The 26,400-nt window shown below is 71.6% G+C and carries 24 protein-coding genes; 17 read left to right on the top strand and 7 right to left on the bottom strand.

Going from position 1 to position 26,400, the window contains the following annotated elements:
* Positions 1–33 precede the first annotated feature (33 nt).
* Positions 34–315: an Lrp/AsnC family transcriptional regulator gene (locus ACFVTC_RS04855; RefSeq protein ID WP_148013620.1), complete on the bottom strand. Its 282-nt coding sequence runs from the start codon at positions 313–315 to the stop codon at positions 34–36.
* On the bottom strand, positions 312–1,043 hold the full coding sequence (locus ACFVTC_RS04860; protein ID WP_390123975.1) for a rhomboid family intramembrane serine protease: 732 nt from the start codon (positions 1,041–1,043) through the stop codon (positions 312–314). Before ACFVTC_RS04860 ends, ACFVTC_RS04855 begins: the two co-directional genes overlap by 4 nt.
* Before the next feature lie 130 nt (positions 1,044–1,173).
* On the opposite strand from ACFVTC_RS04860, the gene ACFVTC_RS04865 reads away from it, so the two are divergent.
* The 5 genes from ACFVTC_RS04865 (at position 1,174) to ACFVTC_RS04885 (ending at position 6,816) form a co-directional block, all read left to right on the top strand.
* Complete coding sequence (locus tag ACFVTC_RS04865; RefSeq protein WP_168527743.1) at positions 1,174–1,413, top strand: hypothetical protein; 240 nt, start codon at positions 1,174–1,176, stop codon at positions 1,411–1,413.
* Between the two features lie 34 nt (positions 1,414–1,447).
* On the top strand, positions 1,448–2,797 hold the full coding sequence (locus ACFVTC_RS04870) for an NYN domain-containing protein (RefSeq protein ID WP_390123977.1): 1,350 nt from the start codon (positions 1,448–1,450) through the stop codon (positions 2,795–2,797).
* A 493-nt stretch (positions 2,798–3,290) separates the two neighbouring features.
* The gene (locus ACFVTC_RS04875; protein ID WP_390123979.1) at positions 3,291–4,331 is read left to right on the top strand and encodes an NlpC/P60 family protein; all 1,041 of its coding nucleotides are present in this window, start codon (positions 3,291–3,293) and stop codon (positions 4,329–4,331) included.
* A 224-nt stretch (positions 4,332–4,555) separates the two neighbouring features.
* Positions 4,556–5,587 (top strand): NlpC/P60 family protein, encoded by a 1,032-nt coding sequence (locus ACFVTC_RS04880; RefSeq protein WP_390123981.1) that lies wholly within the window; start codon positions 4,556–4,558, stop codon positions 5,585–5,587.
* 32 nt (positions 5,588–5,619) lie between these two features.
* Positions 5,620–6,816, top strand: coding sequence for a hypothetical protein (locus ACFVTC_RS04885; RefSeq protein WP_390123984.1), 1,197 nt, complete (start codon positions 5,620–5,622; stop codon positions 6,814–6,816).
* Between the two features lie 31 nt (positions 6,817–6,847).
* Here ACFVTC_RS04885 and ACFVTC_RS04890 read toward each other — a convergent pair whose 3' ends face one another.
* Positions 6,848–8,080: a glycosyltransferase family 87 protein gene (locus ACFVTC_RS04890; RefSeq protein ID WP_390123986.1), complete on the bottom strand. Its 1,233-nt coding sequence runs from the start codon at positions 8,078–8,080 to the stop codon at positions 6,848–6,850.
* 152 nt (positions 8,081–8,232) lie between these two features.
* Between ACFVTC_RS04890 and ACFVTC_RS04895 the strand changes: the two genes are divergently transcribed.
* Together ACFVTC_RS04895 and ACFVTC_RS04900 are read left to right on the top strand one after the other, a co-directional pair.
* A complete protein-coding gene (locus ACFVTC_RS04895) occupies positions 8,233–9,375 on the top strand; it encodes a glycosyltransferase family 4 protein (protein WP_390123988.1) in 1,143 nt (380 codons plus the stop codon).
* A gap of 199 nt (positions 9,376–9,574) precedes the next feature.
* On the top strand, positions 9,575–11,158 hold the full coding sequence (locus ACFVTC_RS04900; RefSeq protein WP_390123990.1) for a GMC oxidoreductase: 1,584 nt from the start codon (positions 9,575–9,577) through the stop codon (positions 11,156–11,158).
* A 39-nt stretch (positions 11,159–11,197) separates the two neighbouring features.
* On the opposite strand, the gene ACFVTC_RS04905 is transcribed toward ACFVTC_RS04900, so the two are convergent.
* Positions 11,198–12,994, bottom strand: a complete 1,797-nt coding sequence (locus ACFVTC_RS04905) for an AMP-dependent synthetase/ligase (protein ID WP_390123991.1) — start codon at positions 12,992–12,994, stop codon at positions 11,198–11,200.
* 296 nt (positions 12,995–13,290) lie between these two features.
* On the opposite strand from ACFVTC_RS04905, the gene ACFVTC_RS04910 reads away from it, so the two are divergent.
* The 6 genes from ACFVTC_RS04910 to ACFVTC_RS04935 all read left to right on the top strand — a co-directional run bounded on the left by ACFVTC_RS04910 (position 13,291) and on the right by ACFVTC_RS04935 (position 18,625).
* Positions 13,291–14,088 carry a metallophosphoesterase gene (locus ACFVTC_RS04910; protein ID WP_390123993.1) on the top strand — a complete coding sequence of 266 codons (798 nt, stop codon included), beginning with the start codon at positions 13,291–13,293 and terminating at the stop codon, positions 14,086–14,088.
* A 107-nt stretch (positions 14,089–14,195) separates the two neighbouring features.
* A complete protein-coding gene (locus tag ACFVTC_RS04915) occupies positions 14,196–14,642 on the top strand; it encodes an SRPBCC family protein (protein WP_266698619.1) in 447 nt (148 codons plus the stop codon).
* Between the two features lie 313 nt (positions 14,643–14,955).
* Entirely contained in the window at positions 14,956–16,125 is a 1,170-nt protein-coding gene (locus ACFVTC_RS04920) for an ArsA family ATPase (RefSeq protein ID WP_390123995.1), read from the top strand.
* 57 nt (positions 16,126–16,182) lie between these two features.
* The gene (locus ACFVTC_RS04925; RefSeq protein ID WP_390123997.1) at positions 16,183–16,653 is read left to right on the top strand and encodes a DUF5304 domain-containing protein; all 471 of its coding nucleotides are present in this window, start codon (positions 16,183–16,185) and stop codon (positions 16,651–16,653) included.
* Positions 16,654–16,707: 54 nt separating this feature from the next.
* Positions 16,708–17,661 (top strand): ROK family glucokinase, encoded by a 954-nt coding sequence (locus ACFVTC_RS04930; protein ID WP_390123999.1) that lies wholly within the window; start codon positions 16,708–16,710, stop codon positions 17,659–17,661.
* A 211-nt stretch (positions 17,662–17,872) separates the two neighbouring features.
* Positions 17,873–18,625 carry an endonuclease/exonuclease/phosphatase family protein gene (locus ACFVTC_RS04935; protein ID WP_390124001.1) on the top strand — a complete coding sequence of 251 codons (753 nt, stop codon included), beginning with the start codon at positions 17,873–17,875 and terminating at the stop codon, positions 18,623–18,625.
* A gap of 120 nt (positions 18,626–18,745) precedes the next feature.
* Here the strand turns inward: ACFVTC_RS04935 and ACFVTC_RS04940 are convergent, their stop codons facing one another.
* Together ACFVTC_RS04940 and ACFVTC_RS04945 are read right to left on the bottom strand one after the other, a co-directional pair.
* Positions 18,746–19,450 carry a hypothetical protein gene (locus ACFVTC_RS04940; RefSeq protein WP_390124002.1) on the bottom strand — a complete coding sequence of 235 codons (705 nt, stop codon included), beginning with the start codon at positions 19,448–19,450 and terminating at the stop codon, positions 18,746–18,748.
* Positions 19,443–20,252: an alpha/beta hydrolase gene (locus tag ACFVTC_RS04945; RefSeq protein ID WP_390124004.1), complete on the bottom strand. Its 810-nt coding sequence runs from the start codon at positions 20,250–20,252 to the stop codon at positions 19,443–19,445. Before ACFVTC_RS04945 ends, ACFVTC_RS04940 begins: the two co-directional genes overlap by 8 nt.
* A 227-nt stretch (positions 20,253–20,479) precedes the next feature.
* Between ACFVTC_RS04945 and ACFVTC_RS04950 the strand changes: the two genes are divergently transcribed.
* The 4 genes from ACFVTC_RS04950 to ACFVTC_RS04965 all read left to right on the top strand — a co-directional run bounded on the left by ACFVTC_RS04950 (position 20,480) and on the right by ACFVTC_RS04965 (position 24,379).
* Positions 20,480–21,247 carry a lysophospholipid acyltransferase family protein gene (locus tag ACFVTC_RS04950; protein ID WP_390124007.1) on the top strand — a complete coding sequence of 256 codons (768 nt, stop codon included), beginning with the start codon at positions 20,480–20,482 and terminating at the stop codon, positions 21,245–21,247.
* Between the two features lie 33 nt (positions 21,248–21,280).
* Positions 21,281–22,474 (top strand): MacS family sensor histidine kinase, encoded by a 1,194-nt coding sequence (gene macS / locus ACFVTC_RS04955; protein WP_390124010.1) that lies wholly within the window; start codon positions 21,281–21,283, stop codon positions 22,472–22,474.
* A gap of 83 nt (positions 22,475–22,557) precedes the next feature.
* Complete coding sequence (locus tag ACFVTC_RS04960; RefSeq protein ID WP_390124702.1) at positions 22,558–23,205, top strand: response regulator; 648 nt, start codon at positions 22,558–22,560, stop codon at positions 23,203–23,205.
* 145 nt (positions 23,206–23,350) lie between these two features.
* On the top strand, positions 23,351–24,379 hold the full coding sequence (locus tag ACFVTC_RS04965; protein ID WP_153291037.1) for a 6-phosphofructokinase: 1,029 nt from the start codon (positions 23,351–23,353) through the stop codon (positions 24,377–24,379).
* Between the two features lie 74 nt (positions 24,380–24,453).
* Here the strand turns inward: ACFVTC_RS04965 and ACFVTC_RS04970 are convergent, their stop codons facing one another.
* Positions 24,454–26,358 (bottom strand): anthranilate synthase family protein, encoded by a 1,905-nt coding sequence (locus tag ACFVTC_RS04970; RefSeq protein ID WP_390124012.1) that lies wholly within the window; start codon positions 26,356–26,358, stop codon positions 24,454–24,456.
* Between the last annotated feature and the right edge of the window lie 42 nt (positions 26,359–26,400).

The following is a 26,400-nucleotide window of genomic DNA, read 5'->3' on the forward strand; positions in this document are numbered from 1 at the left end:
CAGGGAGCCGGGCTGGTCAGGGAGCCGGGCCGGTCAGGAGTCCAGGCCGATGGCGAACGCCGCCTCCAGGTCGTGCTGCGAGTACGTACGGAACGCGACGTGGGTGTCGGTCCCCTCGACCCCCGGGATCTTGCTGATGCTGCCGGGGATGACGTCCGCCAGGTCGTCGTGGGCCTTGACCCGGACCATGGCGATCAGGTCGTACGTACCGGTGACGGAGAAGACCTCGCTGACACTGTCCAGCGCGGCGATCGACTCGGCGATCTCGGGGATCCGGTCCACGCTGGTCTTGATGAGCACGATCGCGGTGATCACGGCTGGTTTTCTCCCTCGGGGGCCGCTGCTGGGACTTTCACTCTAGTCGGCCGCCGGAAGCGCACCCACGCGTAGAGGAAGCCCGCCGAGAAGCCCACCAGATGCGCCAGATAGGCGACCCCGGGACCCGAGGGGCTGCGGCCCGCCGCCAGCCACTGCAGCGCCGCCCAGAACGGCAGCACGATCCAGGCGGGGAAGCGCAGTGGCAGGAAGAAGAGGAACGGGAAGAGACTGGTCACCCGGGCCTTGGGGAACAGGTACAGGAACGCTCCGAGGACCGCGGAGATCGCTCCCGAGGCACCGACCAGGGTCTGTTCGGAGGTGGAGTTGGCGATCGCGTAGCCGACCAGCGCGAGATAGCCGCAGCCGACGTAGAAGAGGGCGAACTCGAAGTGGCCCATGCGTTCCTCGGTCATGGCCCCGAAGACGTAGAAGAAGAGCATGTTGCCCAGGAGGTGGAGCCAGCTGCCATGGATGAACAGGGCCGTGGCGGGGGTCAGCAGGGCGCCTGGAGTGCCGCTGAGCAGGTCGGCGGGCACCACGCCCCAGCGCCGGAAGTAGGCGCGCTGCGCGACGAGCAGTTCGTCCCCGGTGCCGTACGTCGGATTGAACCCCGACGCCGGGCCGATCACGAAGATCACGCAGCACAGGACGATCAGCCCGTACGCCACGGGCGCGGACTGGGCCCGCACCGTCCTGCCGACCGTCGTACTCCAGTTGCCGATCATGTTGCAGAGCATGACGTAACCGGACCGATGCACACAGAGTGCCTCGCCGCTGTGGACGGCCGAGCGTCGAGTACCCGCCAGGCCGTAGGGTTACGAGCCACACGGACACCAGAAGGAAAGCGACTGCCACATGACGGTTCCCCTTCCGACCGCCGACACCCGCTGGCGCTGCACGCTGTGCGGCAATCTGACGCGCTTCGACGTGACCCGCTCGTCGAAGGTCGTCGAGTACGTGCACCTCGACCTGGCAGGTGAGCCGAGCGTGGAGGAGCGCGAGGTGGTCAGTGAGACCATCGAGTCGGTGCGTTGCCGCTGGTGCAACGCGGTGGATCAGGTGGAACTGGTGGACAGGCCGGGCGTCGGCTCCTGAGGGAGCGGGCCCCGCACGGACGATGGAGTGACGGATGGCGGAGACCACAGGCGGGGAGCCGGACGACGGCGCCGCCGAGGTGCTCGACCGTCCGCTGCCCGACGGCGTGCGCCGCCGTGTCGTGCAGATCGTCTCCGACGGGTTCGGCGGTCTTACCGTCGCCGAACTGCCGGTTCAGCTGCGGCAGTACGCGCGCTTCGCGCCGAACCGGCGCGCGAAGTTCGCCGGCAACGCGATGGCCGCCGCGCTGGAGACCGACCTGCTCTTCAGGCAGCGTATCGCCGAAAAGCTCAGAGAGGCGCAGCCGGAGCTCGTCGGCGCCCTCGAGTCCGGCGCGCCGCCCCCGGCCGCGGACCCGCTGGACGTGGCGGCCGCGGCCTATGTGCTGCGCCCCACGGGCTGGGTGAAGCTGGTGACCGCGGCGGGCGAGGAGGCCCTGCGGGCGGACGCCGAGCGGGCCGACGACGAGAGCCGCGCGGAGCTGGAGCGACTGCGCGAGGAGCTCGCCGAGGCGCGGACGCACACCCGGACCGAGACCGAACGGCTGCGCACCGAGCTGGAGTCCGCGAGGAAGGAGTCGGAATCGCTGCACCGCAAGCTGCGCGGTGCCCTCAGCGACGTCAAGCGGGGCGAGGCCGCGCTGCGCAAGCTCCAGGGCGAGACGGACACCGCGCGGGCGGAGGGGCAGGCCCAGGTGTCCGCCGCGGAGAGCGAGAGCCGGCGGCTCAAGACACGGCTCTCCGAGGCCGAGGCGGCCCTGGAGGCCACCCGCAAGGCGGCCCGCGAGGGGCGCAGCGTCGAGGACATGCGTGTCCGCCTGCTGCTGGACACCGTGCTGGACGCGGCGCAGGGGCTGCGGCGCGAACTCGCCCTGCCACCGGTGTCCGTACGGCCCGCCGAGACCGTGGACGCGGTCGAACCGGGGCGGATGACCCCCAAGGACATCGCCGCTCGCGCGCTGTCCGAGAACGATCCCGCGATCCTCGACCAGCTGCTCGCGCTGCCGCAGGCGCACCTGGTCGTCGACGGGTACAACGTCACCAAGACCGGCTATCCGCAGATGCCTCTGGAGAAACAGCGGCTGCGGCTGCTGGGGCAGCTCTCCCAGCTCGCCGCGCAGACCGGCGCCGAGGTCACCTGTGTCTTCGACGGGGCGGAGCTGGCCGCGCCGGTGCTGCTCGCGCCGCCGCGCGGGGTGCGGGTGCTGTTCTCCAAAGCCGGGGTCACCGCGGACGAGTTGATCCGCCAGCTGGTGCGCGCCGAGCCGCCCGGTCGGCCGGTCATCGTGGTCTCCACCGACCGCGAGGTGGCCGACGGGATCGCCAAGGCGGGCGCCCGGCCGGTCGCGTCCGTGGTGCTGCTGAAGCGCTTTTCGCGGGGTTAGCCGAACGTTCACCGCGGAGTTGGCCGAGCGTTCACCGCGGGGTTGGGTCGAACGTTCACCGCGGAGTTGGCCGAGCGTTCACCGTGCGGGTCGGCCGAGCGTGTTTCCCGTGGGGTCGGCCGACGGGTGGTCCGCGGGGGCGCGCGAGGGGATTTCGCCCGGTTCGTCAAGTGACTTTCGCCGGGTCGGCGATCTGCGGCCTACGCCTCAAAGGGCTCGTACGTCCCATGTGTAACGTCCGGGCGCAATGGCCCGTTTGGCTGGACCTTCACGCAACGTAGGGTCAATCAGGTATCACTGCAGGTGAGTTGAGTGCAAAGAATGCGCTCGGTAACCGAGATTTTTCAGGTTTGGATTTGAACTGATCACAGGAAGGTCACTAGGGTCGGGGCTCGAACCTCCGCTCGGGTGATCACTCATTGGGAGTGACGGCGGAGGGGCACCGCCCGTCGGCGTCTCGGCAGGCGGCTGAAGGAAGAAGGAGCTCGCCTTCGTGGCGTCCCACCGTCGACCCAAGCAGCCGAGCCGCACCCGTGTGACCGTGCTCACCACCGCCGCCGCGGCCGCCGTGGCCCTCAGCGCCAACGCCGCCAACGCCGCGCCCAGCGAGAAGCCGAGCAAGGACGAGGTCAAGGCGAAGGTCGACGCCCTCTACCAGGACGCGGAGCAGGCCACCGAGAAGCTCGACGGGGCCAAGGAGAAGCAGGACAAGCTGGAGAAGCAGATCAGCACCCTGCAGGACAACGTCGCCCGCGGCCAGGAAGACCTCAACCAGCTGCGTGACGGCCTCGGTTCGATGGCCAGCGCCCAGTACCGCACCGGCGGCATCGACCCCTCCGTGGCGCTGTTCCTCTCCTCGAACCCGGACGACTACCTGGACAAGGCGTCCGCGATGGACCAGCTGAGCAGTCAGCAGGTCGAGGCGCTGAAGAAGGTCCAGGAGAAGCAGCGCGAGCTCGCCCAGCAGCGGCAGGAAGCGTCCGAGAAGCTCAAGGACCTCTCCGACACCCGCGCCGAGCTCAAGAAGAAGAAGCAGGAAGTCCAGGGCAAGCTCGCCTCCGCGCAGAAGCTCCTCAACTCCCTGACGGCCAAGGAGAAGGCGGCTCTCGACGAGGAGCAGTCGCGCGCCACCCGCGCCAGCACGCGCGCGGTCCTGGAAAGCCCCGGCAAGGCCGGCTCCGGACGCGCCGGTGCCGCGTACTCCGCCGGACAGAGCAAGATCGGCACCCCGTACGTCTACGGCGCCACCGGCCCCGGCTCCTTCGACTGCTCCGGGTTCACCTCCTGGTCCTACGCCCAGGCCGGTGTCTCCATCCCCCGCACCTCCGAGTCGCAGGCCACCATAGGCACCCGCATCTACTCGCAGAGCGATCTGCAGGTCGGTGACCTGGTCTTCTTCTTCGGCGACCTGCACCACGTCGGGCTGTACGCGGGCGGCGGCCAGGTGCTGCACGCCCCGCGTACCGGCACGGTCGTGCGCTACGAGTCGATGAGCACCATCGGCGGAGCGTTCCAGTTCGGCGTCCGGGTCTGATCCGGCCCGCCGAACCGCTCCGAGGTTCTCCTCGGCGTGCCGCCCAAACGGGCGAATCACGCTGACTCCCGCTGACCCCACGCCCCGTCGGTGACCTGCGTCTCCGGCGGGGCGCAGCCATGTGCGCCCCCCGAGGTCTTTGGCCGGTGCGTGGTCGCACGGCTACTGTCTGCCGCGTTTCCCCCGATTCAGGGGGACCGTCAGCGGAAGGGAGAGCGGCTACCGTGGGGTCCCATCGCCGCCGTGCACCGTCCGGGTCCGACCGGGGTGCCGGCACCGCGGGCATCACCGGCATCACCGTCACCGTGATGTCCGTGGCCGCAGCCGCCCTCGGTGCCGTACCGGCCGCCGCGGCACCGCAGGACGACACCCGGGCCGAGGTGGACCGTCTCTACACGCAGGCCGAGAAGGCCACCGAGGCGTTCAACAAGGCCGGCGAGCGCGCCGGCGCGCTGCGCAAGGAGGTACGCACGGCGCAGGACCGGATCGCCCGCCAGCAGGAGCGCATCAACACGATGCGGGACGCGCTCGGTTCGCTCGCCGGGGCCCAGTACCGCGCGGGCGGCCTCGACCCCTCCCTCGCGCTGATCTTCTCCGACGACCCGGCCGAATACCTCGACAAGGCCGCCGTGCTGGACCGGATCACCGCCCACCAGGCCGGGGAACTCGAGGACCTCCAGCTCGCCATGCGCGATCTCGCCCAGGAGCGGGAGGAGGCGACCGGGAAACTCGCCGACTTGGAGCGGAGCAGCCGGGCCGTCGCCCACCACAAGCGGACGATCGAGCAGAAGCTCACCGAGGCGCGGCGACTGCTCAACGCGCTGCCCGACGCCATGCGCGACGCCTACGACCGGGCCTCGCGCTCCGGACGCCCCGGCTTCCCCGACCTCGGAAGCGCCGTGCCCTCCTCGGGGCGTGCCGCCGCCGCCCTCGCCGCCGCCCGCTCCGCGCTCGGCCGCCCCTACGTGTGGGGCGCCAACGGGCCCGGCGGCTTCGACTGTTCGGGCCTCATGCAGTGGTCGTACGCGCGGGCCGGGATCGGTCTGCCGCGCACCTCGCAGGAGCAGCGCTACGCCGGACACCAGGTGCCGCTCTCCCAGGCGCGCCCCGGCGACCTGGTCACCTACCGGTCGGACGCGAGTCACGTGGCGATGTACGCGGGCAACGGGCAGGTGATCCACGCGCCCTATCCGGGGGCCGCCGTGCGCTACGACCCGGTGGGCATGATGCCGATCTCGTCCGTGACGCGGGTCTGACCGCGCCGCCGGACCGCCGTACGATCGGGAACGTGGCAGGTCGAGGGCGTGCGTCGCGGGCGGGGTGTTCCCTGGTGCTGCTGTTCGGCGTGCTGGCGGGCTGCGGCGGGCGTCCGGCCCCGGACACCGCCGCCGCCGAGGTGCAGCGGGTCCTCGACCGGCGGGCGAGCGCGGTCCTCGACCGGGACGAGGCTGCGTACCGTGCCACCGAGGAACCCTCCGGCCCGGTCACCGAGTTCCGGCGGCTGCGCGCCGTCCCGCTGGCCGCCTGGGCGTATCACCTGACCGACCTGCGCCGTTCCGGCGACCGGGCCACCGCCGACGCGGAACTGCGCTACCGCGTCGAGGGTTACGACAGGGCTCCCGTCACGGTCGCCCGCACCCTGCGCCTGGTCCACGACGACGGGCGGTGGCGGGTCGCCTCCGACGCGCCCGCGAAGAAGACCGGTCAGCAACTGTGGGAGCAGGGCGCGGTGACGGTCGTACGGGGCGCGCACAGCCTCGTCCTGGGGGTCGGGCAGTCCGGTGAGCGGCTGCGGGCCTACGCGGCTCTCGCGGACCGCGCGGTGCCCGCCGTCTCCGAGGCATGGGGTACGGACTGGGCGGGGCACGTCGTCGTCCTCGTCCCGAAGTCGCTGGAGGGCATGGCGGGACTGCTCGGCGCGTCGGCGTCCGGCTACCGGGGGATCGCCGCGGTCACCACCGGGGAGGCGGGCGGCTCGGCGAAGGCGCCCGCGGACCGGATCATCGTCAACCCCGAGGCGTACGGCGTGCTCGGCGACCTCGGCAAGCAGGTCGTGCTGACCCACGAGACGACGCACGTCGCCACCCGGGTCCACACGACCGCCGCCACGCCCCTGTGGCTGTCCGAGGGGTACGCGGACTGGGTCGGCTACCGAGGAAGCGGGCGTACGGCGGTCCAGGTCGCGCCGGAGCTGCAGCGGGCGGTGCTGGACGGCCACCTCCCGGCCGCGCTGCCGGCCGACGGGGACTTCGGGTTCACCGGGGACGCGGCGCGGCTGGCGCGGGCGTACGAGGGCGGCTGGATGGCCTGCAGGCTGATCGCCGACCGCTGGGGCGAGGTGCGGCTCAACGACTTCTACCGGGCGGTGGGCGACCACGGGAAGCGGGCGGGGGCCGTGGAGGGCGCGCTGCGGGACGTGCTGCGCACGACGCCGGAGAAGTTCACCGCGCAGTGGCGGACCTATCTGCGGACCCGACTCGGCTGAGCGCCTCCCGACGGTGCCCCCGGGCCCGCGGTCAGGAGGGGCTCAGGGGTTCCCTGGCGCGTGCGGCCTGCGCGGGCAGCGTCGGGGCGGGGTGGGTCACCGTGCCCCACCAGAGTTCGCGGGCGGCCAGCAGCGCGGCGGCCACCAGCAGCCCGTCGCGGGCCAGGAGGAGGGTGACGCCCAGCCAGTCGCTGATCACCACGTGCGAGAACCAGACCGGGAACTCCAGCACGGTCGCGGCGCACGCGCCCACCACCATCGCCACCGGCGGCGTCATCCGGCTGCCCCGGAAACAGAGACAGACGGCGCCGGTCCCGACCAGCCACACCATGTACTGCGGGCTGATGACCCGGCTGGTGGCGGTGAACATCAAGGCCGCCGTGAAGGCGGCGTCGGCGAGGGTGTGCGACCGCATGCGTGCGGTGCGCAGCCGCCACAGCAGCAGCCAGGCCAGGGCGGCCGCGGTGAGCGTCAGCGCCGCCGCGCTCACCACGTCCACGTACGGGCCCAGGAATTCCACCGAGCCGTAGTTGAGCAGCACCTGACCGCTCCAGCCGAAGTGCCGGGCCACGTGGAAGACCAGGGAGCCCAGCGACTCCACCTCGGTGCCACGGCCCCGCTGGAAGGCGAGGAAGGAGAAGGCGCCCGGCATCGCCGCCCAGAACAGCAGGGCGATCCCGCCGCCGGTCACCGCCGCCGCGGTCCACGCGCGGCGCTTCACGGCTCCGGCGAGCAGCAGGACGGGCCACACCTTCAACAGCGCCCCGAAGCCCGCGAGAGCCCCCATCACGCGCGGGTGACGGGCTCCCGCGAGCAGCGCCGCGACCGCCACGGCCGTCACCATCACGTCGTAGCGGGCGTAGACGGTCGGTCCGAGCAGCGGGAGGCCGGCCACCCACACCCAGGCGCCGCGGAGCGTCCTGCCGGGGCGCACGCCGGCGTACCGAAGCAGCGCGAACACCACCAGGTCGGCGAGGAGGGCCAGCACGAAGAAGGCGGACGGGTAGTCGAGGAAGGGCAGCAGCCCGGGGGAGAGGATCGCGAGCGACGCGGCCGGCGGGTACTGCCAGGTCACGTCGTCGAGGGGGAAGGTGCCCGTGCGCAGGATCTCGTACCAGCCCTGGTAGATCACCGAGACGTCGCTGGTGACGTCCGGGCCGGGCAGCACGAACACCCTCAGGACGAAGAACAGCAGCAGCAGCCTGGTCAGGATCCAGGCCCCGAGCAGTCCGTACGGGAAGCCCGCCCCCCTTGCGCCCGTCATGCCCACCTGGCCCTCGTCCGTTCGGATCCCGCGCGGTTCCACGTGGAGACATGATGGCGTCCCGGACTGCGCGAGAGCCACGAAGCGGGGCCGTGCGCGGGGGTGTGTGCCGGGCGCGTGCGGGCGTGGGGGTTTCGGTACTGTCGGGCGCGATGGACAAGACCCTGATCGTGACCAACGACTTCCCGCCCCGCCCCGGCGGCATCCAGGCGTTCCTGCACAACATGGCGCTGCGCCTGGACCCCGAGCAGCTCGTCGTCTACGCCTCCACCTGGAAGCGCGGCCGGGAGGGTGCGGAGGCGACGGCGGCCTTCGACGCCGAACAGCCCTTCACCGTCGTACGCGACCGTACGACGATGCTGCTGCCGACGCCGGCCGTCACCCGCCGCGCCGTCGGGCTGCTGCGCGAACACGGGTGCACGTCGGTGTGGTTCGGGGCGGCGGCCCCGCTCGGCCTGATGGCGCCCGCGCTGCGCCGGGCGGGTGCCGGGCGGCTGGTGGCCACCACGCACGGTCACGAGGCCGGCTGGGCTCAACTGCCCGCCGCGCGCGGGATGCTGCGGCGGATCGGTGACTCCGTGGACACGGTCACGTATCTGGGGGAGTACACGCGCTCGCGGATCGCCTCCGCGCTGAGCCCGGCCGCGGCCGCGCGCATGGTCCAGCTGCCGCCGGGCGTCGACGAGAAGACCTTCCACCCCGGTTCGGGCGGCGCCGAGGTCCGCGCCCGGCTCGGTCTGGCGGACCGGCCGGTGGTGGTCTGCGTCTCCCGCCTGGTCCCGCGCAAGGGGCAGGACACGCTCATCCTCGCCATGCCCCGCATCCTCGCCGCGGAGCCGGCGGCGGTGCTGCTGATCGTCGGCGGCGGACCGTACGAGAAGGAGCTGCGCGATCTCGCGTACCGGACCGGTGTCGCCGACGCCGTCCGCTTCACCGGAGCGCTGGAGTGGTCGGAGCTGCCGGCCCACTTCGGCGCCGGGGACGTCTTCGCGATGCCCTGCCGCACGCGCCGGGGCGGCCTCGACGTCGAGGGTCTCGGCATCGTCTACCTGGAGGCGTCCGCGACCGGTCTGCCGGTCGTCGCCGGCGACTCGGGCGGCGCGCCCGACGCGGTCCTCGACGGCGAGACGGGCTGGGTCGTGCGGGGCGGTTCCCCGGAGGACTCGGCCGACCGCGTCGTCACCCTCCTCGCGGACCCGGAACTCCGCCGGCGCATGGGCGAACGGGGCCGTGAGTGGGTCGAGGAGAAGTGGCGCTGGGACCTCCTGGCGGAAAGACTCAAGACCCTCCTGTAGCCCACCCCTCAGGGGCGCGGGGCCGCGCAGGACCCCGACGCTCCCGCGCCTCCCCACCCGCAGCGACCCCCGCCTCCTCGAAATCCGGGCGAAGCCCCTAGGCGGAAGCCAATAATCCGCCGATGCTGCGCACATGACAGAAAATCTGACCCATCATCAGATGACTAACCGTCACCTGACAAGACGTCAAATCCTGGGCATGGTCGCCCTCCAGACGGCCGCCACCGTCGGCCTCACCCGCATCGGTCTCCAGTCGGCGCACGCCGCCGAACCCGCCGCCGTCGACAACGCCCCCGCGATCGTGATCGGTTCCGGTTACGGCGCCGCCGTGGCCGCCCTCCGCCTCGGCCAGGCCGGCATCCGCACGCTCGTCATCGAGATGGGCAGGCTCTGGAACACCGCGGGCTCCGACGGCAAGGTCTTCTGTTCCACCAGCGCCCCCGACCAGCGCTCCATGTGGTTCCGCACCCGCACCGAGGCCCCGCTCGCCACGTTCCTGTGGCTGGACCTCGTCAACAAGGACATCGGCCGGTACCCGGGAGTCCTGGACCGCGTCCACTACGACCACATGTCCGTCTACGTCGGCCGAGGGGTCGGCGGCGGCTCGCTGGTCAACGGCGGCATGGCCGTCACGCCCCCGCAGTCGTACTTCTCCGAGCAGTTCCCCGGCGTGGACGCCACGGAGATGTACAACACCTACTTCCCGCGCGCCCGCACCATGCTCGGTGTCAACACGGTCGACCCCACCTGGTTCGAGTCCACCGAGTGGTACAAGTTCACCCGGACCTCCCGCAAGGCCGCGGCGAACGCCGGCCTGAAGACCACGTTCGTACCGAACGTCTACGACTTCTCCTACATGCAGCGGGAGGCGGCCGGCACCGCCACCAAGTCGGCGCTCGCGGGCGAGGTCATCTACGGCAACAACTACGGCAAGAAGAGCCTCGACAAGACGTACCTCGCCGCCGCGCTCGGCACCGGCAACGTCACCATCCACACCCTGGAGCGGGTCCGGGCCGTCCAGCGCGCCGCCGACGGGACGTACACCCTGACCGCCGACCGGATCGACATCACCGGCGCGGTGGTGGAGACCAAGCAGTACAGCTGCACGTACCTCTTCCTGGGCGGCGGCAGCCTCGGCACCACCGAACTCCTCGTCCGGGCCCGGGAGACCGGCGCCCTGCCCGCCCTGGACGCCAGTGTGGGAACGGGCTGGGGGACCAACGGCAACGTCATGACCGGCCGCGCCAACCACATCTGGGACACGGTCGGCGCCAACCAGGCCACGATGCCCGTGATGGGGATCGACGACTGGGCGAACACCTCCAACCCCGTCTTCGCCGAAATCGCCCCGCTGCCCATGGGGTTGGAACACTGGATCAGCCTGTATCTGGCGATCACCAAGAACCCGGAGCGCGCGTCCTTCACCTATGACGCCGCCACGGACTCCGCGAAGCTCGGCTGGACCGCGGCCCAGAGCGCGGTCTCGGTGAGCATGGCCAAGAAGCTCTTCGACCGGATCAACGCGGCCAACGCGACGATCTACCGCTACGACCTCTTCGGCGGCAACAAGACCTTCGCCGACGACTTCTGCTACCACCCGCTCGGCGGCTGCGTGCTGGGCAGGGCGACCGACAACTACGGCCGGGTGAAGGGCTATCCGCACCTGTACATCACCGACGGCTCACTGGTGCCGGGCTCGATCGGGGTCAACCCCTTCGTGACGATCACCGCGCTCGCGGAACGCGGCATGGCGCGGATCCTCGCCGAGGACACCGCGCCATGAGAGCCGTAGAACCGTGCGCCTGAGCCGCACGCGCCGGGGTCAGCCCCGGTAGATCGCCTCGATCTCGTCCGCGTAGTCCTTCGCCACCACGTTGCGCTTGAGCTTCAGGGACGGCGTCAGGTGGCCCGACTCCTCGCTGAACTGGGAGGACAGAATGCGGAACTTCCGCACCGATTCCGCCTTCGACACCGCGGCGTTGCCGTCGTCGACCGCGTCCTGGATCGTCCGTACGAGATCCGGGTCGTCACGCAGCGACGCCGCGGTGGAACCCGCCGGTTTGCCGTGTTCCGCGCACCAGCGGCCCAGGAACTCCTCGTCGACGGTGATCAGCGCGCCGACGAACGGGCGTCCGTCGCCGACCACCATGCACTCCGCGACCAGCGCGTGCGCCCGGATGCGGTCCTCGATCACGGCCGGGGCGACGTTCTTGCCGCCCGCGGTGACGATGATCTCCTTCTTGCGGCCGGTGATACGGAGGTAGCCGTCCTCGTCGAGGGTGCCGATGTCGCCCGTGTGGAACCAGCCGTCGGCCAGCGCCTCCGCGGTGGCGGCCTCGTTGTTCCAGTACCCCTTGAACAGGTGCTCGCCGTGCAGCAGCACCTCGCCGTCGTCCGCGATACGGATCACCGAACCCGGCAGCGGCTGGCCGACCGTGCCGATCTTCGTCCGGTCCCAGGGGTTGAAGGCGGTGGCCGCGCAGGACTCGGTCAGGCCGTAGCCCTCCAGGACCGTGAAGCCGATGCCGCGGAAGAAGTGCCCGAGCCGCTCGCCGAGCGGGGCGCCGCCGGAGATGGCGTACTCGCCGCGACCGCCGAGCACCGCACGCAGCTTGCTGTAGACCAGCTTGTCGAAGGTCCGGTACTTGATCTTCAGGCCGAGCGAGGGGCCGGCCGGGGTGTCCAGCGCGCGGCTGTAGGCGATCGCGGTGTCCGCGGCCTTGTCGAAGATCTTGCCCTTGCCGTCCGCCTGAGCCTTGGCGCGCGCCGAGTTGTAGACCTTCTCGAAGACACGCGGCACACCGAGGATCAGCGTCGGCCGGAACGCGGCCAGCTCGTCGGTGAGGTTCTTGATGTCCGGGACGCAGCCCAGCTTGATCGGCGCCATCATCGGCGCGACCTGCACGAGACGTCCGAAGACATGGGCGAGGGGGAGGAACAGCAGCACGGAGCACTCGCCCGTGCGGAAGAGCGGACGCAACCGCTCCACGATGTTGCCGCACTCGGCGAAGAAGGCGCGGTGGGTGAGCACACAGCCCTTCGGACGGCCGGTCGTGCCGCTCGTGTAGACGATGGTCGCCGGGTCGTCGGCCTTGGCCAGCGAGCTGCGCTCCTCGACCGTGGCGTCGCTGACGTCCTGGCCGGCACCGCCCAGCTCCGCCACCCCGCCGGCCTCGATCTGCCAGACGTGCTTGAGGGCGGGCAGCTGCTCGCGCACCGACTCCACGGAGGCCGCGTGCGCCGGCAGCTCGACGATGCAGGCGGTCGCACCCGAGTCGCCGAGTATCCACTGCACCTGCTCCGCCGAGCTGGTCTCGTACACCGGCACGGTGACGGCGCCCGCGCTCCAGATGGCGAAATCGAGCAGCGTCCACTCGTAACGCGTACGGGACATCAGAGCGACCCGGTCGCCGGGCTGCACACCCGAGGCGATCAGACCCTTGGCAGCGGCCCGTACCTCCGCGAGGAACACGGTGGCGGTGACGTCCGTCCACGTGCCGCCCACCTTGCGGGCGATGACGGCGACGTCGGGATGCTGCGCGGCGTTTCTGCGGACGATGTCGGTCAGATTTCCGTCCGCAGGGACCTCGTACAAAGCCGGAAGGCTGAACTCGCGCAAGACTGCTGCTCCTCATAGGGCGCCGGCGCCACGACTCTGTGTGATGCGACGGTGCGGTCCAAGGCTCGGGCAGGTACTCGGGAACATCGTTGTTGAAATCCTGAGTACGACTGGACTGCCCGGACGTTACCCACCGGTACGGCTGTTTCGATAGGGGGTCCCGCCCAGATGTTCCCTGCGTCACACAGGTTGGCGTTCCTTCGCGCACAGTAGTCCACGCCCTTCTCGGCGTGCCAGTAACCGCAGGTCCGACCGCCTCTGTTCACGTTTGCCGCACAGGCATACGCTTGATCGCCATGGCACCCACACCAGGCGGCAACCGCAGGACGCGCATTCATGTGGTGAGTGACGTGCACGGCAACGCACGTGACCTCGCCCGGGCCGGCGACGGCGCCGACGCCCTGATCTGCCTCGGTGACCTGGTGCTCTTCCTCGACTACGCCGACCACTCGCGCGGCATCTTCCCCGACCTCTTCGGCACGGAGAACGCCGACAGGCTGGTCGAGTTGCGCACCGCCCGCCGCTTCGCGGAGGCGCGCGAGTTCGGGGCGCGCCTGTGGGCCGGTGTGGGGATGGACCGTCTCGGGGTCATCGAGAAGGCGGTGCGCAAGCAGTACGCCGAGCTGTTCGCCGCGTTCCCGACGCCGACGTACGCCACCTACGGCAATGTCGACATGCCTCCGCTGTGGGCGGAGTACGCCGGACCCGGCACCACCGTCCTCGACGGCGAGCGGGTGGAGATCGGCGGCCGGGTCTTCGGCTTCGTCGGCGGCGGCCTGCGCACCCCCATGCGGACGCCCTACGAGATCAGCGACGAGGAGTACGCGGCGAAGGTCGAGGCGGTCGGCGAGGTCGACGTGCTCTGCACGCACATCCCGCCGGATGTACCCGATCTGGTGTACGACACGGTGGCGCGCCGCTTCGAACGCGGGTCCCGCGCCCTGCTCGACGCGATTCGCCGCACGCGCCCCCGCTACGCGCTCTTCGGCCACGTCCACCAGCCGCTCGTCCGGCGGATGCGGATCGGCGCGACGGAGTGCGTGAACGTCGGACACTTCGCCGGGTCGGGGAGGCCCTGGGCGCTGGAATGGTGAACGCCAGGTGGGGTGGCGATGGTTCGGTCGGCGCGCGGTAGCCTTCACGCTGCACACACGTGCGCACCACCCTCCCTCACCGGACCGCACCTGGAGGAGCCACGGCGATGGCTGAACACACCAGCTCGAGCATCACGATCGAGGCGGCACCGGCTGACGTCATGGCGGTCATCGCCGACTTCGCCCGTTACCCGGACTGGACCGGCGAGGTGAAGGAGGCCGAGGTGCTCGGCACGGACGGGCAGGGCCGCGCCGAGCAGGTACGCCTCGTCATGGACGCCGGCGCGATCAAGGACGACCAGACCCTGGGGTACACCTGGACCGGCGACCACGAGGTCTCCTGGACCCTGGTCAAGTCCCAGATGCTGCGCTCCCTGGACGGCTCGTACCTCCTCGAGCCCGCGGGCACCGGTGCCACCGAGGTCACCTACCGGCTGACGGTCGACGTCAAGATCCCCATGCTGGGCATGATCAAGCGCAAGGCCGAGAAGGTCATCATCGACCGCGCCCTGGCGGGCCTGAAGAAGCGGGTGGAGTCGGGCGACGCGGGCTGACCCCCTTCCGGCGACGCGGGCTGACCCCCTTCCGGCGGCCGGGCCGACTCCGTCCGGCGGCAGGGCCGACTCCTTCCGGCGGCCGGGCCGACTCCGTCCGGCGGCCGGGCCGACTCCGGTCGTCCGTACCTGGGCCGACCAGGGTCCGTCCCGCGGACCCCGCCCCGGTTTCCGACCGGCCGGTCCCTGTCCACGCGGCACGGGCCGGTCCCTGCCCTCGTCCTCACCGAGACGGACGGGGTCGGGGCATCCGGGAGCGGACCGGCGACGGGGCGGGCGGCGGGGACGCCCGGCGCGGGTAGCGTTCCCTCCCATGCGCACCATCCTGATCACCGGCTCCGGCGGCACCGGCCGTACGACCCTCGCGGCGGCCACCGCGCTGAAGGCCGCGGGTGAGGGCACCCGCACCCTGCTGCTGAGCGCCGACCGCACCGACACCCCCGGAGCTGCGCTCGGCACCCGCACGGGCGCGGAGCCCACCGAAGCCGCCCCCGGCCTCACCACCTGGCGTCCCGACGCGACGGAACGCTTCCGCGAGGACCTCACCGCCTTCCAGAAGCGCGCCACCACCGCCCTCGACCTGCTCGGCGCCGCCCGACTGGACGCCGAGGAGCTCACCCCCCTGCCCGGCGCCGAGGAGCTGGCCCTGCTGCGCGCCCTGCGCGACGCGGCGACCTCGGACACCTTCGACCTCCTGGTCGTGGACCTCCCCCCGACCCCGCAGGCCCTCGCCCTGCTGGCGCTCCCCGAGGAGCTCCGCCGCTATCTGCGCCGCCTGCTGCCCGCGGAACGCCAGGCCGCACGGGCCCTGAGGCCCGTCCTCGGCCGACTCGCCGGCGTCCCGATGCCCGCCGAGTGGCTGTACGAGACGGCGGCACGTTGGGACGTCGAGCTGGCCGCCGTGGAAGCGGTCGTCGAGGACCGCGCCACGACCGTACGGGTGGTCGCCGAGCCCGGACCGGCCGGCACCGACGCCGCCCGCACCGCCGTCACCGGTCTCGCCCTGCGCGGCCTGCGCGTAGAGACGCTGCTCGCCAACCGCGTACTGCCCGCGGCCGGCCAGGACACCTGGCTGGCCGCCCTCGCCGCCCAGCAGCGCAAGGCGCTCGACGAGTGGCGGGAGGCGTACACCGTCCACGAGATCCCCCACCTGGGGTGCGACCCGCGGGGCGACGACGACCTCGCCGCGCTCCCGCTGCCCGGTGTCAACGAAACGCCACCCCCGGTCGAGTGGCCCGTCCGCGACCACCTCGCCGACGACGGCGTCCTCGTCTGGCACATCCCGCTTCCCGGCGCGATACGCGAGGAACTGGACCTGATCCGCAGGGGCGACGAACTGGTCGTCACCGTGGGGCAGTTCCGCCGGATCCTGCCGCTGCCGTCCGCGCTGCGCCGCTGCGCCGTGGACGGCGCGGCGCTGCGCGAGGGAGAGCTGCGGATCCGTTTCGCGCCGGACCCGGATCTGTGGCCGCGCACACGGTGAACCGGGTACCCCTGTTCGGGTAACGTCGAAGGGAGGAAACGTAGGCAGGAGTCCGCCATGAGCGAAGAGCGCACCACGTCCGACGCCGCTCAGCACGAGGCGGTGGACGAAGCGCGCGTCAGCGACGCCGACGCCTGGGCGAAGGCGTGCGCCGAGGATCTCGCGGCGGAGAAGGCCCGCCGCCGCACCCAGTACGGACCACCGCCCGGTTCCGCCTCCGAGGAGCTGCGCAAGCTCGTCGACGCGGTCGCCGACAAGCTGTCCGGACTGAACTCACCGCTGTTCGGCGCGATCGCCTCCGGCACCGCCCAGCAGATGGTCAGCCAGGTCGTGCAGCAGGCCAAGGCGGCCGTCGAACCCGTCATGGAACGCAACCCCGACGTCTTCGACCACCTCGCCGCCGCGGGCTCGGAGCTGCTCGCCGCGTACCGCTCGGCCGTCGAGGCACAGGAACGGCGCTGGACGACCCGGGACACCGGCCCTCGCGACGAGGGCACCGGTCCGGGGGAGCGGATTGATTTGGACTAAAGGCCGCTCGGGTACGGTTGGCCGTAGCGGGGCTCGACCGAAACTGAGGGATTCATGGGACTCACCATCGGCGTCGATATCGGCGGCACGAAGATCGCGGCCGGTGTGGTCGACGAGGAAGGCAACATCCTCTCGACCCACAAGGTGCCGACCCCCACCACGCCGCAGGCCATCGTGGACGCCATCGCCGCCGCCGTCGAGGGCGCGCGCGCCGGTCACGACATCGTCGGCGTGGGCATCGGTGCGGCCGGATACGTGAACCGCCAGCGCTCGACGGTCTACTTCGCGCCCAACATCGACTGGCGGCAGGAGCCGCTCAAGGCCGAGGTCGAGGCGCGTGTCGGGCTGCCGGTCGTGGTGGAGAACGACGCGAACGCGGCGGCGTGGGGCGAGTACAAGTTCGGCGCGGGCAAGGGCCACCGGAACGTCATCTGCATCACGCTGGGCACGGGCCTCGGCGGCGGCATCATCATCGGCAACAAGCTGCGCCGCGGGCACTTCGGCGTCGCCGCCGAGTTCGGGCACATCCGGATGGTGCCGGACGGTCTGCTGTGCGGCTGCGGCTCGCAGGGCTGCTGGGAGCAGTACGCCTCCGGGCGCGCCCTCGTCCGCTACGCCAAGCAGCGCGCCAACGCGACCCCCGAGCACGCGGAGATCCTGCTCGCGCTGGGCGACGGCAACCCCGACGGCATCGAGGGCAAGCACATCTCGGTGGCGGCCCGGCAGGGCGACCCGGTGGCGGTGGACTCCTACCGGGAGCTGGCGCGCTGGGCCGGTGCCGGTCTCGCCGACCTCGCCTCGCTCTTCGACCCGTCCGCCTTCATCGTCGGCGGCGGCCTGTCGGACGAGGGCGAGCTGGTCCTCGACCCCATCCGCAAGTCGTACAAGCGCTGGCTCGTCGGAGGCAACTGGCGCCCCGTGGCCGATGTGATCGCCGCCCAGCTCGGCAACAAGGCCGGCCTCGTGGGCGCGGCGGACCTGGCCCGGGAGCCCGACCCGATCATGTGACGCCGCGCCACGCACAGTCACCCGACACCGCCCGCCGCGCCTCGAAGCCGGCGGGCGGTGCCGTACCCCGCGGACACTCCGAGAATTCCGGCACGTCGTGCCGGAATTGGGGCAGGGGAACCGTGCGACCGGCCACGACGCACCCGCACCGGACAGCCCGCCGCCGCGATTTTCCCCCCACCCAGCGGAGTGCACCCGTATCTTGATCCGCATGGCGACGACCCCGCTGCCCCACTCCCACACCGAACCCGACGGCTCCGCCGTGATCCGGGTGCTCAGCTACAACATCCGCTCGATGCGCGACGACACCGACGCCCTCGCGCGGGTGATCAGCGCCTGCGCGCCGGACCTGGTGCTGATCCAGGAAGCCCCCCGCTTCTTCCGCTGGCGCAAGAAGCTGGCGCGTCTGGCGGCGGCCTCCGGCCAGATGATCCTGTCCGGAGGCGCCCCGGCGGCCGGCCCCGCACTCCTGTGCTCCCTGCGGGCCACCGTCGAACGCACCGAGGACGTCCTGCTCCCGCTCACCCCCGGCCAGTTCCGCCGGGGCTTCGCCACGGCCGTGGTCCGCTTCGGCGGCGCCCGCCTGGGCGTCCTGAGCTGCCACCTGTCGCTCGACGCGGACGAGCGTCACGAGCAGGGCGGCATGCTCCTGGACCGCGTCGCCGCCCTCGGCACCCCGCACGTCGTGGCGGGCGGTGACCTCAACGACCTGCCCGACGGCCGCACCTTCGAGCGCGTCGCCGCCTCCCTGCAGGACGGCTGGGCGACCAGCCCCTGGGGCGCGGAGCACACCTGGATCCGCGACGCGCCGCACCGCCGTATCGACGCGGTCTTCGCGACGAAAGGCATCGAGGTCCTGGGGTGCGGGGTGCCCGTGGGCCACCCCGGCGTGACGGAGACGGACCTGAGAGCGGCCACGGACCACCTGCCCGTGCTGGCCGCCCTCAGAGTGCCGGCGTCCTGAGACATCGGTTCCGACACGTCCGGCCCGACACGTCCGGCCCGACACGTCCGTGACACGTCGAGCCGGAGACGCTCGCCCAGGGACACACCGTTCCGGGGCCCTCGCGCGCCCGGGACGGGCTCAGACCACCGCGCCCCGCCCAGGATCGTCCTCGTCCTCGTCGTCGGGGTTCATCCGCATCACGAGGGTGGCGAAGCCGCCGAGGAAGCCGCCGATGCCCACGGTGGCGAGCCACCAGGTCATGTCCCAGCCGAGCAGGATGGCCAGCAGGAGCACGATCGGACCGCCGATGACGGCGAGCCAGGCGAACTTGGCGGTGGTGTCGGCGGCCGGCAGCGGAGGCGGCTCGGGCGGCACGAAATGGCCCTCGTCGTCCTCGTCGAAGTCCTCCTCGGCGGGCTCCGCCGTCCGGTAGTCGCGCGGGCCGCCTACGCCGGGCGCGAAGGAGACGGAGCTGCCGAGAGCCTGGGCCGCGGAGGGCCCGTGCCCGCTCTCGTCGCTCCCGTCGGCCTTGTCGGCGCTGTCCGCCTTGTCGGCCTTGTCGGCCTTCTGGGTGTCGTTCGCGTCGCCCTTGGTCCGCTGCTCCGACCTGCCTCCGCGACCTGCGGGGGTGCCGTTCGTCTCGGGATCGAGGAGGGCCAGGTCCTCGACCGACTTGAACGGTTTCGCGCCGGGCGGGTCCTTGGGCTCCTCGCCGTACCCGTCGACGATCGCCTGCCACGCGGCGTCCTCGTCGAACGGCACGCTCTGCTCGTCCCCCGGGGGCCCGCCGACGGGGACGCCCTTCTCGTCGGGCTCGCCGCGCTCCGCGTCCTGCTCAGCCACCAGTGGCCGTCCCTTCCTGCTGACCCGCCTGAACCGCGTCGGACCGCTCGCCGACGCCGGGCGCGAGCCGGCCGATGAACGCGTAGCTCTCCTCGAAGACCCGGTCCGCGTCATGGTCCAACGTCGCCACGTGGTAGCTCTGTTCCAGGAGGATCTCCGTCACGTCCGTGGAGGACACCCGGCTCAGTACGCGGGCCGAGTCCACCGGCGGCACCACGTGGTCCTGCGGGCTGCGCAGCAGCAGGAGCGGCTGGGTGACCTGGGGCAGTTCCCCGTCGACGATCCGGTAGAAGTTGCGCATGGAGTGCGCGGCCCGCAGCGGCACCCGGTCGTAGCCCAGTTCCGTGACACCCTCCTTGGCGATGTCGCTCGCGATGCCGCCCACGGTCGGTACGAAGTGACGCAGCACGGGGAGGGCGTACGCGGCGGCCCCGTGCACCCTGTTCGCCGGGTTGACGACGACGACGCCGCTCACCTCGTCCCCGTGCTTCGCCGCCAGCCGCAGGGCCAGCGCGCCGCCCAGGGAGAGGCCGAAGACGAACACCCGGGTACAGCGTTCCCGCAGGGCGCGCAGTTCGCGGTCCACCTCCGCGTACCAGTCCTGCCAGCCGGTGAGCTGCATGTCCTCCCAGCGCGTGCCGTGTCCGGGCAGCAGCGGGAGCGCGACGGTCAGGCCGCGCCCGGCGAGGAACTCGGCCCAGGGGCGCAGCGACTGGGGGGACCCGGTGAATCCGTGGCAGAGGAGGACGCCGACCTCTCCGCCCTCGTGGCGGAACGGCTCGGCTCCAGGAAGGACCGGCACCTTCGGTCTCCTGTTCGTCAGGACGGGCGGAACGGGACAAGGCGGGCGGGCGGACCGGAACGAGACGGGCGACCCGAACGGAGGCGGAACACGACCCCGGGAGATCCGGGCGTACTTCACCGTACGCGACCGCACTGACACCGACCAGGGTCGTCGGGTCCTTCGACGGTCCTCCGGGATAAGGTCTGAGCGACGACACAGGAGGCATTCGGTTGATCTACGGCGCCATGAAGTTTTCCATCGGAGGGCCGCTGAAGCTCGCCTTCAGGCCCTGGGTGGAAGGCCTCGAGAACATTCCCGCCGAGGGCCCCGCCATCCTGGCAAGCAATCATCTGTCGTTCTCGGACTCGTTCTTCCTGCCCGCGGTCCTCGACCGCAAGGTGACCTTCATCGCGAAGGCCGAGTACTTCACGACGCCCGGCGTCAAGGGCAGGATGACCGCCGCGTTCTTCAAGGGTGTGGGCCAGCTCCCGGTGGACCGCTCCGGAGCGCGCGGCGCGGGCGAGGCGGCGGTCAAGAGCGGTATCGACGTCATCGAGCGCGGTGAGCTGTTCGGCATCTACCCGGAGGGCACGCGCTCGCCCGACGGACGCCTGTACAGGGGCAAGCCGGGCGGCCTCGCGCGCGTGGCCCTCGCCACCGGCGCGCCGGTCGTCCCGGTCGCCATGATCGACACCGAGAAGATCCAGCCGCCGGGCAAGGTGATGCCCAAGCTGATGCGTCCGGGCATCCGCATCGGCAAGCCGCTCGACTTCGGCCGGTACGCCGGCATGGAGCACGACCGCTTCGTGCTGCGCGCGGTGACCGACGAGGTCATGTACGAGATCATGAAGCTCTCCGGCCAGGAGTACGTCGACATCTACGCGACCGCCGCCAAGCGGCAGATCGCGGACGCGGCGAAGGCCGAGAAGCAGGCGCAGAAGGAAGTCGAACAGGCGCAGAAGGAGGCCGCGAAGGCGGCCGGGACCGAAGAGGGACGGGCGGGCGGCTCCTAGACGCGTTCGTCGGGGCGGTGGGGTGGGGGGGGCATGGCCAAGCGCGAGAGAGTCATGAGGATGTCGGTCGAGCTGCCGCTGTGGCGTGCGCTCACCGCGTACCGCGTGCTGACGATGCTGTACGCGATCGGGCTCTTCGTCGCCGCGACCGGCAGGTTCGCCCACCCCTGGGTGGCCGTCGGCTACTACGCCGTCCTGTTCGTCTGGACCCTCGCGACCCTGCCCAGGGTCGCGAACGCGGCGAGCTGCACCAAACGCTTCCTCGCCGTCGACCTGGCCGTGGCGCTCACCGGCATCCTGCTCACGCCGGTCGCGGTCAGCCACCACAGCATCGTGGACGGCGGCCCCACACTCCCGTCGATATGGACCGCGGGCTCCGTCCTGGCCTTCGCCATCAAGGGCGGCTGGCGCTGGGCGGCCTTCGCCTCCACGCTCGTCGCGGTCGCCAACCTCGTCGAGCGCGGCGCCCCCACCCGTGACACCGTCCACAACGTGATCCTCGTCTGGGTCGCGTCCATCGCCATCGGCTATGTCGTCGAGGTCGCCCGCGCCTCCGAACTCACCCTCGCCCGCGCCCTGGAGATCGAGGCCGCCACCCGCGAACGCGAGCGCCTCGCCCGGGACATCCACGACGGGGTCCTGCAGGTACTCGCCATGGTGCAGCGGCGCGGCAGCGCCCTCGGCGGCGAGGCCGCGGAGCTGGGCCGGATGGCCGGCGAGCAGGAGGTGGCGCTGCGCACCTTGGTCTCCGGCGGCCTGCTGCCCGTCTCGCGGGTCTCCGAGGACGCCGCGCTCGGCGCGGTCGTACGGGCCGTCGAGGAGCCGGACGACGACGGGAGCCCCGTCGATCTGCGCATGCTGCTCGCCCGGTACGCCACCGCGCGCGTGACGCTCTCCGAGCCGGGCGCCCCGGTGCCGCTGACCCCGGTGGCCGCCAGGGAGCTGGCCGCGGCCGTCGGCGCCGCCCTGGACAACGTGCGCGAGCACGTCGGGGAGAGCGCCCGCGCGTGGATCCTGGTCGAGGACGAGCCGGACACAGTGATCGTCACCGTGCGCGACGACGGCCCCGGCATCCCGGAAGGGCGGCTCGCGCAGGCCGAGGGGGAGGGGCGGCTCGGGGTGGCCCTGTCGATCCGCGGCCGGCTGCGTGAGCTGGGCGGCGCGGCCGAACTGATCTCGGTCCCGGGCCAGGGCACCGAGGTCGAGCTGAAGGTACCGAAGGTCTGACGGGGGAAGGCGGAGCGGCGATGAGGGACATGACGGACACGACGGAGGCGGAGCGGCAGGTGGGCGAGGACCCGATCAAGGTCATGGTGGTGGACGACCACCCCATGTGGCGCGACGCCGTGGCCCGTGATCTCGCCGCGGCCGGTTTCGCCGTGGTGGCCACGGCGGGCGACGGCGAGCAGGCGGTACGGCGTGCGCGGGCCGCCGGCCCGGACGTGCTCGTGCTCGACCTGAACCTGCCGGCCAAGCCTGGTGTCCAGGTCTGCAAGGAACTGGTCGGAGCCAACCCCGCGCTGCGCGTCCTCGTGCTGTCGGCCAGCGGTGAGCACGCCGACGTCCTGGAGGCGGTGAAGTCCGGTGCGACCGGATATCTGCTGAAGTCGGCGTCCACGGAGGAGCTGACCGACGCGGTGCGCCGTACGGCGGTCGGCGACCCGGTGTTCACCCCGGGTCTCGCGGGCCTGGTCCTCGGCGAGTACCGCAGGCTCGCCTCCGAGCCCGTGCCGCCCGCGGGCGCGGGAGAGCCCAAGGCCCCGCAGCTGACCGACCGTGAGACGGAGGTGCTCCGTCTGGTGGCGAAGGGGCTGAGCTACAAGCAGATCGCGGAGCGGCTGGTCATCTCCCACCGCACGGTCCAGAACCATGTGCAGAACACTCTGGGCAAGCTCCAGCTGCACAACCGGGTGGAGCTGGTCCGCTATGCCATAGAACGCGGTCTCGACGAGGCGTAAACCCGGTGTTGTCCACCATCGAGTGAATGATGAGTGATCAACACCCGCATATTGCAACGGAATTGCCCTTCCGCCCCATAACGAAGTGACCTGGATCACTATTAGCGTGAGTCCCCTCAGGCAATCGCGGCGAAGGGACTTTTCCATGCGGGTCGGAGTACTGACCGGAGGCGGCGACTGCCCCGGACTCAACGCCGTCATCCGGGGCATCGTCCGCAAGGGCGTGCAGGAGTACGACTACGACTTCGTCGGCTTCCGCGACGGCTGGCGCGGGCCGCTCGAGAACGACACCGTCCGGCTCGACATCCCCGCCGTACGCGGCATCCTGCCCCGCGGCGGCACCATCCTCGGCTCCTCGCGGACGAATCCGCTCAAGCAGGAGAACGGCATCCGGCGCATCAAGGAGAACCTCGCCAAGCAGGAGGTCGAGGCGCTCGTCGCGATCGGCGGCGAGGACACCCTGGGTGTGGCCGCACGCCTCCACGACGAGTACGGCATCCATGTCATCGGTGTTCCGAAGACCATCGACAACGACCTGTCCGCCACCGACTACACGTTCGGGTTCGACACGGCGGTCGGCATCGCGACGGAGGCGATCGACCGCCTGCACACGACCGCCGAGTCGCACATGCGCGTCCTCGTCGTCGAGGTGATGGGCCGTCACGCCGGCTGGATCGCCATCCACTCCGGGCTCGCGGGCGGCGCGAACGTCATCCTCATCCCCGAACAGCGCTTCGACGTCGACCAGGTCTGTGCCTGGGTCACGTCGCGCTTCAAGGCCTCGTACGCCCCGATCGTGGTCGTCGCCGAGGGTGCCATGCCCAAGGACGGCGACGCGGTGCTGAAGGACGGCACGCTCGACTCGTTCGGTCACGTCCGGCTCTCCGGCGTCGGGGAGTGGCTGGCCAAGGAGATCGAGAGGCGGACCGGCAAGGAGGCCCGCACCACGGTCCTCGGCCACGTCCAGCGCGGCGGCACCCCCAGTGCCTTCGACCGCTGGCTCGCCACCCGCTTCGGTCTGCACGCCATCGAGGCCGTCCGTGACGGCGACTTCGGCAAGATGGTCGCCCTGCGCGGCACGGACATCGTCCGGGTCCCGATCGCGGAGGCCACGGCCAAGCTGAAGACGGTCGACCCGAAGCTGTACGAGGAGGTCGGCGTCTTCTTCGGCTGAGCCGCCCGCCGGAACCGCGCTCGTCGGCACCGGCGCCGGTCCGGGAGCCGGACGCGCGATCCGGGCGAACTCGGCTACCCCGCAGGCCGCCGCTCGGACAACGTGCCGGCGCCGCGCAGCCGAGCGATCAGGTCCCGTACCACGGCGGTCCCGTTCAGCGTCAGCACCGACTCCGGATGGAACTGGACACCCGCGAACCCGGGCCCGCGCAGCGCGTGCACCTCCCCGGCGCCGCTCCGGGCGACCTCGACGCCGTGTGCCGCCAGCTCCGCCGCCTCCTCCTCGTCGCAGCGCGCCACGAAACTGTTGTAGAAGCCGACGGTCTCCGCCCGCCCGAACAGATCGACCGTGGTCTGCGCGCCCTGGTACGGGACCTCCTTGCGGACGATCTCCAGGCCCAGCTCCGCCGCGATCAGCTCGTGGCCCAGGCACACGCCGAGCACCCCGTGCCGGTGCTCCCGGATCACCTCGGACGCGAGGCCGCGCAGGAACCGCATCTTGGGATCGTCCGTGTCGGCGGGGTCACCGGGGCCGGGACCGAGCACGACCGGACCCGCGTGCGCGCGGACCGTCTCCCGCAGCCCCGGCTCGTCGTACCGCCGCACGGTCACCTCCAGCCCCGACGACCGCAGCACGTGCGCGAGCATCGCGGTGAAGGTGTCCTCCCCGTCCACCACGAGGGCATGGCCCTCCAAGGAGTCGGTGCGCTCCTGCATCCGCAGCCAGAACGGCGCGAGCGAGGCCCGCCGGCCGTCGAGCGCGGCCCGCACCCGCGGATCGTCGGCCAGCCCCGGCCGTACCCCCGGTGCGCGCGGACTTCCCTCCACGACCCCCAGCGCCGCCAGCACCCCCGCCGCCTTCGCATGCGTCTCCGCGACCTCGCCCGCCGGGTCCGAGCCCCGGACCAGGGTCGCGCCCACCGGCACCCGCAGCCGTCCGTCCGCGCCGATGTCGGCGGTCCGGATGAGGATGGGGGAGTCGAGGGTCTGGGCCCCGCCGGCGTCCCGCCCGAGCAGGGCCAGCGCCCCCGCGTAATAGCCCCGTGCGACACCGTCCCGCCCGAGGGGCTCGTACCGCTCGATCACCCGGCACGCGTTCTGCACCGGCGAGCCGGTGACCGTCGCCGCGAACATCGTCTCCTTCAGGACCTCGCGCGCGTCCAGCGATGACCGGCCCCGCAACTCGTACTCGGTGTGCGCGAGATGGGACATCTCCTTGAGCCGCGGTCCGATCACGACCCCGCCCATGTCACCGACCGTGCACATCATCTTGAGCTCCTCGTCCACGACCATGGAGAGCTCCTCGATCTCCTTGCCGTCGGCGAGGAAGCCGAGCAGACCCTCGGCGGAGGGTCCCCCGGCGGGGTAGCGGTAGGTCCCGCTGATCGGGTTCATCACCACGGTCCCGCCGGACATCCGCACGTGCGCCTCCGGGCTCGCCCCGACCAGCGTCCGGTTCCCGGTGTGCACGACGTACGTCCAGTACGCGCCGCGCTCGCCGACGAGCAGCCGCCGGAAGAGGGCCAGCGCGTCGGCCTTCCCGAATCCCGGGATCCGCCCCTCGTACGTACGCCTGATGACGAAGTTCGCCCCTTCGCCGCGTCCGATCTCCTCGCGCAGCACGCGCCCGACGATCCCGGCGTACTCCTCGTCGCCGACGTCGAAGCCGCCGCCCTCGACACGCACGTCGTGCGCAGGCAGCTGGGCCAGGGCCCGCTCCAGCGGCAGCTCGTGCGTCTCCTCGGGCGTGAGTGCCACGAGCGGTGTGCCGTCGTCGCGGACGTCGAAACCGCGCTCACGGATCTGCCGGAAGGGGATGAGCGCGAGGGCTTCGTCGGGCAGGTCGGCGAGCCGGTCGTACCCGGCCACGGGCCCGAGCAGCACCTCCACCGTGCCGCCCTCCTCGGTGGAGCGGCCGGGGGTACGGCGGCACAGCAGGGCGAACGGGCGGGGATCGTCGAGCAGGTCGAGCAGGTTCATCGGTCCTGTTCCTTCTCACATCGGAGAGGAACGACCCCGGAA

The sequence above is a fragment of the Streptomyces sp. NPDC057950 genome (assembly GCF_042887295.1).
In the GTDB taxonomy this organism is placed as follows: Bacteria; Actinomycetota; Actinomycetes; order Streptomycetales; family Streptomycetaceae; genus Streptomyces; species Streptomyces kaempferi.